The sequence below is a fragment of the Lactobacillus sp. PSON genome (assembly GCF_052615405.1).
The window spans coordinates 191,566-204,903 of sequence record NZ_JBQXFW010000002.1 but is presented as its reverse complement, the minus strand read 5'-3'; the positions used below and the strand labels follow the sequence as shown (position 1 = coordinate 204,903).

Here is a 13,338-nt window from a genome sequence, read left to right as displayed (position 1 = left end):
AGAAGTCTTGCTCATTTTTTATATATTTTCTTGTTTATGAATAAAATAGTTCAAAATAAATGGTGAAATTACTGTTGTAACAATGATTACTAGAATTAAACTTGAATAAATATCTTCTGGGAAAAGGTGATGAGTAATACCAATTTGAGCTACAATCAAGGCTACTTCTCCTCGTGATACCATTCCTGCACCAACGATATTGCCTTCATTTTTGGTAAAACCAAACAATTCACTAGAATACTTTCCAGCCCAAAACTTCGATAATACTGCCAAAATTGTCATTACAATAATGAACCAGAGATCACGAACAAAACTTGCAAAAGTCATTGAAAGTCCAATATCAGCAAAGAAAACAGGAATGAAAATAGAATAGCCAATTGCAGATACTGATGCATTAACTTCTTTATATTGGGGCGTTTGACGAATAGCAAGTCCACCAAAAAATGCACCTACTACTGCAGAAAGTCCAACAAAGTCTGCAGCCCATGCCATCGTTAATGCTAATACCAAAGAAGCAATTACTACAGAATAATTAACATCTAATTTTTCTGCGGTTTTCATAAAATATGGCGCTACAAATTTATAAACTATCCACACAGCACCGAAATAAAGTACTTCAATTGCTAAATTTATGAAAAAGTTATCAGTTAAACCACTTTTACCACCTTCATGGCTAAATGTAGTAAATAAGCTTAAGACAACTACTGCTAAAATGTCATCAACAACAGCTGCTCCTAAAATTGCCACACCTGCACGCGTATGTAATTGATTAGCTTCTTGTAAAACAACAACTGAAATTGATACACTAGTTGCCGCAAAAACAATTCCAATAAATAGTGCTTCTACAAATTTCATTCCAAATAAGTAACTCGCTACACCTGTGAAGACAACTGGCAAAATAACACCAATAGAAGCTACCGTAAAGCTTAACTTGAAATACTTTTTTAGTAAATCAAGATCACTTTCAAGTCCTGCAAGAAACATTAATAGGATTACACCAAATTCTGAGAATAAACTAATAATGTCGCCAGATTTTACCCAACCTAAAATCGCGGGACCTAGCAAGATTCCAGATAACAACTGTCCAATAACTGCAGGCATATTAAATCTAGAAAATAATTGTCCTAGTAAGCTTGTTGCCAGTAAAATTAAGATTAATTCTCCTAAAAATTCCATCCAATACTCCTTTCAAAAAAAGAAAAAACTTCCAAGAATGTTCTTTGACCCAAAAGAACACAATCTTGAAAGTTTTTATAAAAACCCAACCGCTTAAAGTATTTAGTTAGATTTTATTGTAATAATTATTGTATATAAATGCAAGTTACTGTTTTTCTTCCTCACCTAATTGCTTTTTGCTTGGTTTGGTTTTAGCAAGAAGAGCTAAGCAAATGGTAATTAAGTCAACTACTTCTTGTAAGATTGCACCAATAAAGGCAGGAATAACACCAGTAGCAGCGATTATTTCTAAGATAATTACGATGAAAATTGCAGTTAAAACATCAATATTGGCTACTTTCATTGTATGTTTACCAATGGCTACAGCATCATTAACTTTGCTTAAATCATTGACCATAATAACAGCATCCGCACTTTCGCTGGCAGCAGTTGCACCTTTAGCTCCCATTGCAATACCTACATCTGCTGCTGTCAAACTTGGCGCATCATTAACACCATCTCCAGTCATTACAACAGGTCGTAAGTCTTCTGGAACATCTTTAATGGCTTGAATCTTTTGTCTAGGAAGCAAGTCATATTTTACATCAGTTACTCCAGCAGCTTTGGCAACTTGTTCAGCGACATTTTTATGGTCGCCAGTAAGCATCATAATTTCTTTAGCGCCTTGTCTACGGAGACGTGCGATTGTGGATGGAGTTTCTGGACGAATTTGATCTTTGAAAGTAATGTAACCAGCATATTTACCGTCAATTGAAATATAAACAGCTGTAGAATTTACTGTATTAACTTTTTCATTAGGAGCAACAAAGCTAAGCTTACCAACTTTAACTTTTTTGCCATCAACTGTACCTTCCACACCTTGAGCAGTAGTTTCTGTTAAGTTATTAACTGCGTGAATCATATCTTTTGGAGTACTATCTACTAAAGATGTAGCAATAATATGAGTTGATTGTTGTTCGACACTTGCTGCAAGAGATTGGATTTCTTTTTTATCAAAGCCGTTTTGAGCAACAACTTCGCTGATTTCTAGTTTATTTTCAGTTAAGGTGCCAGTTTTATCAAATGCAAAAGTTTTAGCACGAGATAGTTTTTCTAGGGTTGTACCACTTTTTACAATAATGTGATTGCGTGACATTGAACTCATTCCAGATACTAATGCAACTGGTGCAGCAATCAAAAGTGGACAAGGAGAGGCAACAACCATAACTTCTGCAAAACGAGTAAAGTTCCAGCCGCCTAAAGCCATAGCGATAAATCCTATTACCAGGGAAATAATTGTAAATGGAACGGCATAACGATCAGCCATTTTAACAAATTTTGCAGGTCGAGCTTCAGATGACTTAACTAAAGCTACGATTGATTGATATTCAGAATCTTTGGCGAGTTTAGTTACAACTAGTTCAACTGAAGCATCTCCATTAATGGATCCAGACATAACTGTATCGCCTGGCTTTTTTGAAACAGGAACTGATTCACCAGTTAATGAAGATTGGTCAAAACTGGAGTCACCTTTGACGATTTTACCATCGATTGGAACTTGTTCTGCAGGTTTAACAATAATGTGATCGCCAATTTTTAAATCATCAACATTTACTTCAGTAATTTTTCCATCTACTAATTTATTAGCTTTGCGTGGTGTGTTATTGATAAGAGAACGTAGTTCTTTATCTGCTTGACTTGTAGCGTAATCTTCAAGAGATTCACCACCAGTAAACATTACTAAAATCATCCATGCAGCCCAGTAGTCACCAATTGCCATGGTTGAAACGATAGCAATAATAGCTAAAATATCAACGCCCCAGCGTCCTTTACGAATATCGCCTACCATCTCAACAGCCATTGTAATTGCAATATAAATACCAAAAATATCAATTAAAATGCCTGCAATAGGTAAGTTTGCAATTGTAGGTTTTCCGCATAAAAAGTCTAAAATAGCGCCAATAATACCAAGGATTATGACAACTATTAACTTCCATTGGTTTTTTAACATAATTTCCCTCCAAAATATTTACAACAATTATCTATAACAACAATTTTACCACTGTTTTTAAAAATGTAAATTATACTCATTCTAAATTAGATGGATATTAAAAAAACGCCAAAAGGCGTTCTTAGTTTATTTTGTAATTACAACTTTGTTGATTAATTGGGTTTTATTTTGCTTTTTAGAAATAGGATTATAATGTTCATCATAAGTATGAACTACATAATTAAAGGCTTTGATCCATTCACGTCTTGTAATTAATCCTTGGAAAACATTTTTAGAATCAACTACTGGCAAAAATGGATTATCAATTAATAAATGGAGTTGTTTTTCTAAAGTTGTTTCAACAAAATTAATTTTTGGAAAATCATGCTGCATTACATCTTTTACTTTTAAGTCATTTAATGGATCAATTGAAATTTCATCAGTTTCTAGCATTTTATCGGTAATCATTGCTAAAGCGATTAATCCAACAACGCGATGTTTATCATCCAGAACTGGAATTTTAGAATACTTAACTTTAGTTAGGATTAAGAATGCATGATATAACGGATTATTTTCTTGAACAAAGGCAATACGACTTGCCGGAATTAAAAATGCACCTGATTTTTCTTCTATTAGGTGCTGAATTGATGGTGAAAACATATTTTTCTCCCTTCATCATCTAATTATACTGAAAATAATTTTTTGCAAAAGGAAAAGGCCTGCAAACTTTGCAGGCCCTATTAGTTTCATCTACTTTGGAGGAGTAAGAATGAATGAAATAAAAAAGTGGGAGTATGTAACAAGTTCTACCGCCTTGCTACGATTTATATAATACAGAGAAATTGTGAAGTAAAAGTGTTTAATTTCTTACGAAATGGTAAAGAAATTTTAGCGATTTGTTAAAGAACAAAAAGAAAAGCTCGCGAAGTACCGCGAGCCGAAAGGGATAGATATGAAATTGACTATCAAAGTCAATTCTTTTTATTTTCATTATTTACTTGGAGGAGTATGAATGAAAAACAAAAAAGTTGAGTGTAGTGAACAGGTTCCGTTCCTTATTCACTACATATACTAGTATAACCTTGAATTGTGAAAAATGTGTGACCAATTACCTAAAAATTTTATTTTCTTTATATATATTCAAAATTTTAAAGTCTGAAAACGTTTATATGGCAAAATTGATGAAGAGATTTGCAAATTAAGACAAATTTTTAAAATTTTTGGATAAAATAGACTACAACTAATTAAGAAAGGAGTGAAAAGATAAAATTGAAAAAACGGGGCAAAATTGTTTTTCGAGTGATTTTAATAGCAGTACTTATTGTAGGAATTGTTGGCGCAGGTTATTATGCTCATGAATGGTGGCAAAATCAAGAAATGCAAAAAGCGCGCCCTAACTTAATAAAGGCTAAGGATGGTACAAATATTAATGCTTCATGGCATAAATATGCAGCTTATCAAAAAGAATTAAGACAAAAGTATCCGTTCATTAATAAAGTTTCAAATTATGTTCCACCACGTACTTGGGATGGTAAAGATGCAATTGTTCCTGGACTTGTTACAACTAAGAGCTATAATTTTTCTACTCAGAAGTTTGATACAGCTTATGCAATGACTCCTCAAGGGATTACGATTGCTGGGAAGTATTTATTAATTACGGCATATGATGGCGAACATAAACATGCTTCGGTAATCTATGTGCTTGATAAAAAAACAGGAGAATATATAAAAACTATTCAAATTAAAGGAAAGCCTCATCTTGGTGGAATTGCATATGATCCAGTTGCTAAAAATATCTGGATTACTGGTTCTATGGGTGGTACTTCTGCTTTAATGTCATTCTCGCTGAAAGCTTTAAAAGAATATAATGATAAAACCCATATTCCTATTAAATATAATAATCAAATTTCAATTCCAACTATCCAACGTGCTTCTGCTCTTACTTATTATGATAATCAATTGTTTGTTGGTTTCTTTAATATGTATGGACGTGGACGCGTGGCTGCATATTCTATTTCTAGAAGTGGAAAAAATAAAGGAACAATTACTAATAATGAAATTAAAGCTGTTACTGGGGAAGTCTCTTGGTCTGATCCAGCTGGAGAAGCTTCTATGGATAAGCAGATTCAAGGAATTGCGATATATGATGATAAGATATTTTTAAGTCAATCTTATGGTAGCGGTGATTCTAAGCTGTATATTTTTCCATCGACTGCAATGAATGCCTTAGATGAAAAAAATGCAGAAAAGGTTATCGACATGCCACCTTACTTAGAACAAATTACGGCTTATAAAGGTCAATTATTATGTTTATTTGAATCAGGCTCAAAAATTTATGCTAAACCGCATATTCTTGTAATGGATCGCATTTTGTCCTTAAATATTAATGCCTTATTTGGAAACTAATTAAGTTAATTACGAAAGGAAAATCATGACTCCAAATTATCAAAGAAGAACTTTATTTTGGCTACGCTTTTCAGGATGGTTTTGTTTATTACCAGCTTCAGCTTACATATCACTTTTGCAGATGACCACTTGGTCAACTTATTCTTATCTTTATGTTGCTGAAGTGGTAATTAGCGTGCTTTTTGGCGTGTATATTTTGACTACGGCAACTTCTAAAAAGTGGAAAAATCCAAGTAATATAATGAAGTTAATGATTTTTGCGATAATATTTACTTCATTAGTTGTTTTTATACCGTTGTGGTTTGCATATGCAAATTGCCGAAAAATAAACAATTAAATCAGCTTATGAACATAAATTGTAGTAAAATTTAATCGTACGATTTTAGCTATTTGTTTAAATTTGTTAAAATATTTTATAAGTGCTCTTAACTACATGATTATTGTAGTAACATAGGGCGTAAGTAAATTTAGTTACTGAGGGAGATACATGGAGAAGAATACAAAAGTTGACTCTCGAGGCAAACGTATTGGAATGTTTGTTTTGAAGACAGTCGTTTATTTTGCAATCCTGATGGCTCTAGTTTATTTGTATGAATACAGTGGATTAACATCGGTTCACTTTATTTATAACGAATTTTAAGGCAGGTGCTATCAATGATAAAAGATGTAATTAAGAAAATCGAAGAAATCGCTACAAGTGATCCAGATAGAATCGTTTATGATTATCTTGGCAAAACTAATACTTATGGCGATTTAAAGAAACGCTCAGATGCTTGGGCACACAAAATCTTAAGTTTAGACATTCCTGAACATGATCCAATTATGATTTGGGGTGGACAAGATTTTGAAATGATTGCCAGCTTCTTAGGATGTGTAAAGTCAGGTCACGCTTATATTCCAATTGCTAGTTATTCTAATGCAGAGCGATTGACTATGATTCAGGAAGTTTCTCAAAGCGGCGCTGTACTTGCTGTAGATGAATTACCAGATATTGATGTAAGTAATCTAGAAGTTGTAAAGCCTAATGATGTTATAGATGGTGATTACACTATTGATGAAAATAACTTTGTTGAAGGTGATGATAACTTCTATATTATATTTACTTCTGGTACTACTGGTAAGCCTAAGGGTGTACAAATTAGTCATGACAACTTACTTAGTTTTGTAAACTGGGAATTGACTGATTTTAATTTACCAGAGCATCCTAGCTTTTTAGCACAAGCTCCATATTCATTTGACTTATCTGTAATGAGTCTTTACCCAGCACTTGTTTCTGCTGGTAAATTGGTGGTCCTTCCACATGATGTAACGCAAAACTTTGCACAATTGTTTGCTACTCTTCCTAAGATGCAATTCAATGTCTGGGTTTCTACTCCATCATTTGCACAAATGTGTTTCTTAGATAGAACTTTTGATGGCGAACATCATCCAGACCTAACTCACTTCTTATTCTGTGGGGAAGAATTGCCACATAGTGAAGCCGCAAGTTTGCGTAAAAAGTTTCCAAATAGTCATATTTTTAACACTTATGGCCCAACTGAAACAACAGTTGCTGTAACTCAAGTTGAAATTACAGATGAAATTCTTAATAAGTATGACCGTTTACCAATTGGTAAAACAAAAGAAGATACAAGAATTACTATTGATACTTCAAAAGGTGATAAACCTGGTGAAGGTGAGATCATCATTGAAGGTCCTAGTGTTTCTAAGGGTTATATGAATAATCCAGAAAAAACTAAGGCTGCTTTCTTTAAGAATCCAGATGATGAATACGAAAGTTATCGTACAGGGGATGCAGGGTTCTTTGATGGTGATATGCTATTTTATCGTGGAAGAATTGACTTCCAGATTAAGTTTAATGGCTACAGAATTGAACTTGAAGAAATTAACTTCTATTTAACTAAAAATGAACTTATTCGCTATGGTGTAGCAGCACCTAAATATAATAAGGATCATACAGTTAAGCAGATTGTTGCAGAAATTGAATTAGAAGATGGCGTTCGTCGCAAATATTCAGATGCAGAACTTACTAAGTTGATTCGTGAAGATTTAGCTAAGAACATAATGCCTTATATGATTCCGCAGCGTTATATTTATCGCGAGAGCTTACCAATTTCACAAAATGGTAAGGTAGATATTAAGGCTGTTATTAAGGAGGTTAATAAGTAGTGAACTTTAACTTCATTAACTTACAGCCTTACTCAAATCCACAGTACTTTATCTGGTTAATGATTGCTCTAATTCCAATTATTGTAGGTCTTTATAATGGGAGACGTTTTAAGACTTATGAAGCAATCTTTTCAATTGTTTTCTTGTTTTTGATTTTCGATGGGAATCATTGGCAAGAAGGGGTTAACCTACTTTTATATTTGGCATTTGAATTTTGTTTAACTTTCGTTTATCAACGTTATAGAACGAAAAAAGATAGTCCAAATAAGACATGGGTTTTCTGTTTGGCAGTTATTTTGGCGATTTTACCATTAACTGCAGTTAAAGTTTTAGCAGTTGCTCCAGCAGGTACTGTTCCATTTACTGTTGGATTTCTTGGAATTTCATATATTACTTTTAAGAATGTGCAAGTAATTATGGAAATTCGTGATGGAGCAATTAAGCAAGTCGACCCTGGCACTTATGTCAGATTCTTGCTATTCTTCCCAACTATTTCTTCAGGACCTATTGATAGATATAGAAGATTTAAGAAGGACTTTGATAAGGCACCAAGTAGAGAAGATTATATTACTGATCTTCAATATGCAGTTAGATATCTATTCCAAGGGTTCCTTTATAAATTTGTCTTAGGATGGTTCTTTGGAACACTTTGGCTTCCAAAATTTAGTGAAGCAGCTTTAGCTGCAGGAAATGCTAGTGGAGGTCTTAAGTTATCTTGGTGGGTAGTAGCCTACATGTACTGCTACACAATGTATTTATTCTTTGACTTTGCTGGTTATTCACTTTTTGCAGTGTCAATTTCATATTTTATGGGAATTCACACTCCAATGAACTTCAATAAGCCATTTATTTCAAAGAACATTAAGGATTTCTGGAATCGCTGGCATATGACACTTTCATTCTGGTTCCGTGATTATATCTATATGCGATTTACATTCTTTGCAATGAAGAAAAAGTTGTTCAAGAATAGAATCAGATTATCTCAAGTGTCATACTTATTGCTATTTCTTATCATGGGATTTTGGCATGGACTTACTTGGTACTACATTGCATATGGATTGTACCAAGCACTAGCCATTATTATTAATGATATTTGGATTAGATTTAAGAGAAAGCATAAAAAGCAAATTCCATCTAATAAATTTACAAATTGGTTTGCAATCTTTATTACATTTAATGTTGTCTGCTTCGGTATGCTTATCTTTTCAGGATTCCTTAGCACATTGTGGTTTGGATGGCAATAAAATATAATATAGAAAGATAGTTTTTATTAAGAAGAGGTATTTTAATTATGAACACACAAGAAGAAGTTTTAAGTATTTTAAATGATTTAACTGGTGAAGATTTATCTGATCAAATGGATGAAAACATTTTTGAAAATGGTTTGCTTGACTCAATGGCAAGTGTTCAAATGCTTTTGAGCTTGCAAGAAAAGTTTGATATTGATGTTCCAGTTTCAGAATTTAACCGTGAAGAATGGAATACTCCAGCTAAGATTGTGGCAAAGGTGGAAAGCTTAGAAAATGAGTAATAAACGCCGGCTGTGGCAAATATTTGGCCCAGTTCTCTGCGCTTTTATCCTTTTATTAGTTGTATTTCTTTTGCCATGGGAGAGAACTTTTTCAAAAGATGCTATCTTCCAAGCTGCAAATTCTCAAACTGATACTGTTTTCAAAGGTGTAAAGATGAAACAAGAAGCCTTTGAAAGTGGCTATGTTCCATTTTATGGATCAAGTGAGTTATCACGTATGGACCCACTTCACCCTAGTGTGATTGCTGAAAAGTACAAACGTAACTATCGTCCATTTTTATTAGGTGGTCCAGGTAGTCAAAGTTTGGCTCAGTTTATAGGAATGCAAGGAACAAGTGAGCAGCTTAAGAACAAAAAGGCTGTCTTAATTATTTCGCCACAATGGTTTACTAAGAGAGGTCAAGATCCAGCAGCATTTAGCTTATATTATTCACCGCTTCAAACAACGATGTTTTTGCTTAATGCTAAAGATACAACTGCTGACCGTTATGCAGCTCAGCGTTTGTTAGATATGCCTGATATTAAGACAGGAATTATAAAATCTGGTCTTAAGAAGATTGCTGCAGGTCAAAAGTTATCTGATTGGGATAGATTCTTATTACAAAATCGTCGTCAGATGCTTGCAAATGAAGATACATTCTTTAGTTCATTCCAACTTCGTGATCGTGTACAAAAGATTCGCAAACGTGCGCAACTTTTGCCTAACCATTATTCAGTAAAGGCTCTTAAAAAAGTCGCTACTGAACAAGCAGAAATTCACACTAATTCAAATAATTTGGGAATTGATAACACTTTCTATAAGAATCGTTTAACTAAAGGTGTTCTTAAAAAGCTCAAGGGAAGCCAAAAGAAGTTTAATTATACTAAGTCTGCTGAATATGGTGACTTCCAACTTCTTTTGAATCAATTTGCAAAGCAACATACTAATGTTTTGTTTATTATTCCACCAGTAAATGCTAAATGGGCAAAATATACAGGCTTATCACAAAAGATGTATCAAGAGTCCGTGGCTAAGATGGAATATCAATTAACTAGTCAAGGCTTTGAAAATATTGCTGACTTGTCAAAAGATGGTGGTAAGAAGTACTTCATGGAAGATACTATTCACCTTGGCTGGAATGGTTGGGTTGCAGTTGATCAAGCTGTAAAACCATTTATGGAAAAACCTAACAGGGCATATAATTACGATTTGAATAACTACTTCTATTCCAAGAAGTGGCAAGATCGGACTAATATAAAGCCTATAAACTTATCTAATAAAGAAAGTTTAAAAAACAAGTAGTGCGACAGGCTATTGACCGTTTAGGTATGAAAGGCTCAGTCACGGTTGTAAATAACGGCAAGACTTTGCTTAACTATGCTACTGGTAACAAACCTGACACTAGTTATTTGATTAATTCAGTTCAAAAGTCAATGACAGCAACAATGGTCATGCGTGAAGTTGAAAAGGGTAAATTAAGTTTGAATGATACACTTAGTGAATTTTACCCAGAAATTGAAGGCAGTGACTATGTCAAAATCAGTAATTTACTTAATATGACTTCAGGACTTGATCTTCAAAAAGGTAAAAAGCTTGGTACTAAAGTTTTTATTTCTGATGAAGACAACTTAAAACATGATATTAAGTACACGACTTTTGATATGAAGAGCCTTGGAAAATGGCATTATACTGCAATCAACTATGTATTGCTTTGTGGAATCATTTCTAAAATTGAAAATAAGTCCTATGAAAACTTATTCAGAGAAACTTTTATTAAACCATTAAAACTTCAAAATACTGAATTTTTGTGGTCTGATGAGGAAAAGCTTCTTAATAGTAATTGGGTTCCAGGCTACATTTATAGCGACGTTGATCAAGCTTATATTCGTGTTCCTCATGCAACTGCTGTAAAGGATGCACATAATGAATTAGGAGCTGGGTCAATTGTAATGTCTAACCATGATTTGATGAAGACTATAAAATATATTTTGACTGGAAATGTATTAAGTAATCAAAGTCGGTCAATATTGTTTAAAGGTAAAAAGCCAAAGTTTTATAATGGTGGCTTTTACAACTTGTCACAATATAAAGTAGCAAATGGCGCTGGTGAAGGATACTATACCTTTATGAGAGCAACTCCAAATGCTAAAAATATGATTATTATTCAGAGTAATCATACGACTAAAGGAAAGTTTAAGCTTTATAAAAGTAAAGTTAACGATATTATGTCAATGATGCTCAGTATAGAATAAAAAGTGAGGGTGAAAATCCTCGCTTTTTATTTCATTTTGATAATGGCTAACGGTTGTTTTTTTGTTTGTTGAATGCTAAAATCTACTTTGTACCGTTGCTATAGTAGTCATTTTCTCCGGTAGCGAAAATGTTATCTTCTATATGTGGTCAAAGTGACGGTATTACACTGTGTGAGCCTAGTTCCAGTTTCGTGGAATTAGGCTTTTTTTGAAAAATAACTAAAACTTTGGAGGAATTGTATGACAAGAGTAGAATTGAAGAGCGATGCTAGAAATCAGCTCCGTGGAAATTGGCTTTGGGCGGTTGGATTATCATTTGTAGCATGGTTTATTGTTTATGTTATTAATGATATTGGTGAATTTATTTCAACAGGAAATGATACAGTTTATCGAACAGTAAAGTATTTTGCTGGAGGAGAAATCTATACCGCAGAAAGCTATAATATAAATCCTTTTGGTAGTATATTTACGATTGTATTAAGTATTCTAACTGTTGTTTTGATGTGGGGTGTAACTTATACTATTTTGGAATTCCGTGATAGTGGAGATACTCCTAATATCTTGAAAGGGATGTTTAGTGGTTATACTGATGGTCATTTCAGTAGTACTTTGGTTACTTCAGTTCTAGTAGGAATTTTTACTTTTTTGTGGGGATTACTCCTAATTATTCCAGGTTGGATTAAGGCATATTCATATTCAATGACTCCTTATATTATGAAAGACTATTATACTAGTGGTAAAAAGCCTAAGGCTACTGAAGCTATTAACGCTAGCCGTAAACTAATGAATGGTCACAAGACGGATTTATTTATACTTGATTTGAGTTTTCTTGGTTGGGCAATTCTCGGTATTATTAGCTGTGGAATTGGATTCCTTTGGATTACTCCATATTATCGTCAAACTAAGGCTAATTTCTACCGAAAGCTTGCTGGTGACCAATTCTTAACAAATGATAAATAAATGCTCAATTTGAGCAATAAAATATGAAAAAATCACTTTCTTAGGTAAATTTATACTTGAGAAGGTGATTTTTTATGTGTAAAGATAAGAAAAATACAGAAAAAACATATTCTGATAGTGAAGTTCGTGGAGAAAGAAGTGATAAAAGAACTTCAAAAATCAAAGAAAAAGGAGGTTGGACAGATGCCTGAATTAAGGTTTACTGAACAAGCAAGGAAGCAATATAAAGCTCTAACGGGACCTCAGAAGCAGTTTGTAGATCAAGGCTTGGATAATCTAAAACAAGATACTAGAAGTATTTCCCAAGAAATAGTGCAAAAAGAATTGAAAATGAAAATTCGAATTCGACGAGAAGATTCAATTATTGTTGTCGAAGAAATCACAGCAGGTGGTTTTGAAAAAACAGAACAAAATTCACAAGCTATCAAGCGTGCAAAATCTTGGAATAATTAATATTTAGGCAGCCATTATTGGTTGCTTATTTTGTTATAATGAGGTGAAGGAAGGCAAAAAAATGGAAAGAAAATATAAATTGGACCGAGAACAGTACATTAAGTTCCGCACTTATCCTCGAACTTATGGAATTGTGTTTTGGACAGTAGCAGTAATTGGAATTTTGGCAACTTTTGTGGCGTTTCCGCTAATGCACAACAATTTAGTGGTTGGTGTATTTGGAGTTACGAATATTATTGTGGCATTCTTTTTAGGGGTGACAGAAGCAATTACTGCTTTGATTTATAATTCAAAAGTTCCTAATGATTTAGATAAAGAACATAAATGAAAAATGGACACCAAAAGATGGTGTCCATTTTTTAGATTAATATTATTTTTTTAGAATATAAAAATATCCTATTGCAAAAACAAATTATCGTATTATAATAATTTATATCTTGAG

The 13,338-nt window shown here is 33.3% G+C and carries 14 protein-coding genes and 1 other annotated feature; of the genes, 11 read left to right on the top strand and 3 right to left on the bottom strand.

Features of this window, described 5'->3' with window-relative positions:
• Window positions 1-18: 18 nt before the first annotated feature.
• The 3 genes from ACTHPI_RS01505 to cbpB form a co-directional block, all read right to left on the bottom strand.
• Entirely contained in the window at window positions 19-1,176 is a 1,158-nt protein-coding gene (locus ACTHPI_RS01505; protein WP_445352413.1) for a cation:proton antiporter, read from the bottom strand.
• A gap of 39 nt (window positions 1,177-1,215) precedes the next feature.
• Window positions 1,216-1,267: a sequence feature (sodium ion sensor (DUF1646 type); this cis-regulatory element may regulate processes involved in with the transportation of sodium ions), on the bottom strand.
• 54 nt (window positions 1,268-1,321) lie between these two features.
• Complete coding sequence (locus ACTHPI_RS01500) at window positions 1,322-3,166, bottom strand: heavy metal translocating P-type ATPase (protein WP_445352412.1); 1,845 nt, start codon at window positions 3,164-3,166, stop codon at window positions 1,322-1,324.
• A gap of 126 nt (window positions 3,167-3,292) precedes the next feature.
• Complete coding sequence (gene cbpB / locus ACTHPI_RS01495) at window positions 3,293-3,805, bottom strand: cyclic-di-AMP-binding protein CbpB (protein WP_445352411.1); 513 nt, start codon at window positions 3,803-3,805, stop codon at window positions 3,293-3,295.
• 609 nt (window positions 3,806-4,414) lie between these two features.
• On the opposite strand from cbpB, the gene ACTHPI_RS01490 reads away from it, so the two are divergent.
• The 11 genes from ACTHPI_RS01490 (at window position 4,415) to ACTHPI_RS01440 (ending at window position 13,224) form a co-directional block, all read left to right on the top strand.
• On the top strand, window positions 4,415-5,551 hold the full coding sequence (locus tag ACTHPI_RS01490; protein WP_445352410.1) for a YncE family protein: 1,137 nt from the start codon (window positions 4,415-4,417) through the stop codon (window positions 5,549-5,551).
• A 25-nt stretch (window positions 5,552-5,576) separates the two neighbouring features.
• On the top strand, window positions 5,577-5,888 hold the full coding sequence (locus ACTHPI_RS01485; RefSeq protein ID WP_445352409.1) for a hypothetical protein: 312 nt from the start codon (window positions 5,577-5,579) through the stop codon (window positions 5,886-5,888).
• Between the two features lie 150 nt (window positions 5,889-6,038).
• Entirely contained in the window at window positions 6,039-6,191 is a 153-nt protein-coding gene (locus ACTHPI_RS01480) for a teichoic acid D-Ala incorporation-associated protein DltX (RefSeq protein WP_445352408.1), read from the top strand.
• Window positions 6,192-6,205: 14 nt separating this feature from the next.
• Entirely contained in the window at window positions 6,206-7,720 is a 1,515-nt protein-coding gene (dltA, locus tag ACTHPI_RS01475) for a D-alanine--poly(phosphoribitol) ligase subunit DltA (RefSeq protein ID WP_445352407.1), read from the top strand.
• The gene (gene dltB, locus ACTHPI_RS01470; RefSeq protein WP_445352406.1) at window positions 7,720-8,964 is read left to right on the top strand and encodes a D-alanyl-lipoteichoic acid biosynthesis protein DltB; all 1,245 of its coding nucleotides are present in this window, start codon (window positions 7,720-7,722) and stop codon (window positions 8,962-8,964) included. The genes dltA and dltB overlap by 1 nt, the downstream gene beginning before the upstream one ends.
• 47 nt (window positions 8,965-9,011) lie before the next feature.
• Window positions 9,012-9,251, top strand: a complete 240-nt coding sequence (dltC, locus tag ACTHPI_RS01465) for a D-alanine--poly(phosphoribitol) ligase subunit DltC (RefSeq protein ID WP_445352405.1) — start codon at window positions 9,012-9,014, stop codon at window positions 9,249-9,251.
• A complete protein-coding gene (dltD, locus tag ACTHPI_RS01460; RefSeq protein ID WP_445352404.1) occupies window positions 9,244-10,533 on the top strand; it encodes a D-alanyl-lipoteichoic acid biosynthesis protein DltD in 1,290 nt (429 codons plus the stop codon). The genes dltC and dltD overlap by 8 nt, the downstream gene beginning before the upstream one ends.
• Window positions 10,533-11,483 (top strand): serine hydrolase domain-containing protein, encoded by a 951-nt coding sequence (locus ACTHPI_RS01455; RefSeq protein WP_445352403.1) that lies wholly within the window; start codon window positions 10,533-10,535, stop codon window positions 11,481-11,483. The genes dltD and ACTHPI_RS01455 overlap by 1 nt, the downstream gene beginning before the upstream one ends.
• Before the next feature lie 240 nt (window positions 11,484-11,723).
• Window positions 11,724-12,443 (top strand): DUF975 family protein, encoded by a 720-nt coding sequence (locus tag ACTHPI_RS01450; protein ID WP_445352402.1) that lies wholly within the window; start codon window positions 11,724-11,726, stop codon window positions 12,441-12,443.
• Between the two features lie 183 nt (window positions 12,444-12,626).
• Complete coding sequence (locus tag ACTHPI_RS01445) at window positions 12,627-12,896, top strand: hypothetical protein (RefSeq protein WP_445352401.1); 270 nt, start codon at window positions 12,627-12,629, stop codon at window positions 12,894-12,896.
• A gap of 61 nt (window positions 12,897-12,957) precedes the next feature.
• Complete coding sequence (locus tag ACTHPI_RS01440) at window positions 12,958-13,224, top strand: hypothetical protein (RefSeq protein WP_445352400.1); 267 nt, start codon at window positions 12,958-12,960, stop codon at window positions 13,222-13,224.
• The last annotated feature ends 114 nt before the right edge of the window (window positions 13,225-13,338 follow it).

Coding starts and splice junctions, on each gene's coding strand:
- ACTHPI_RS01505 (WP_445352413.1), bottom strand. CDS start 1,176: ATGGAATTTTTAGGAGAATTAATCTTAATTTTACTGGCAACAAGCTTA.
- ACTHPI_RS01500 (WP_445352412.1), bottom strand. CDS start 3,166: ATGTTAAAAAACCAATGGAAGTTAATAGTTGTCATAATCCTTGGTATT.
- cbpB (WP_445352411.1), bottom strand. CDS start 3,805: ATGTTTTCACCATCAATTCAGCACCTAATAGAAGAAAAATCAGGTGCA.
- ACTHPI_RS01485 (WP_445352409.1), top strand. CDS start 5,577: ATGACTCCAAATTATCAAAGAAGAACTTTATTTTGGCTACGCTTTTCA.
- ACTHPI_RS01480 (WP_445352408.1), top strand. CDS start 6,039: ATGGAGAAGAATACAAAAGTTGACTCTCGAGGCAAACGTATTGGAATG.
- dltA (WP_445352407.1), top strand. CDS start 6,206: ATGATAAAAGATGTAATTAAGAAAATCGAAGAAATCGCTACAAGTGAT.
- dltC (WP_445352405.1), top strand. CDS start 9,012: ATGAACACACAAGAAGAAGTTTTAAGTATTTTAAATGATTTAACTGGT.
- dltD (WP_445352404.1), top strand. CDS start 9,244: ATGAGTAATAAACGCCGGCTGTGGCAAATATTTGGCCCAGTTCTCTGC.
- ACTHPI_RS01450 (WP_445352402.1), top strand. CDS start 11,724: ATGACAAGAGTAGAATTGAAGAGCGATGCTAGAAATCAGCTCCGTGGA.
- ACTHPI_RS01445 (WP_445352401.1), top strand. CDS start 12,627: ATGCCTGAATTAAGGTTTACTGAACAAGCAAGGAAGCAATATAAAGCT.
- ACTHPI_RS01440 (WP_445352400.1), top strand. CDS start 12,958: ATGGAAAGAAAATATAAATTGGACCGAGAACAGTACATTAAGTTCCGC.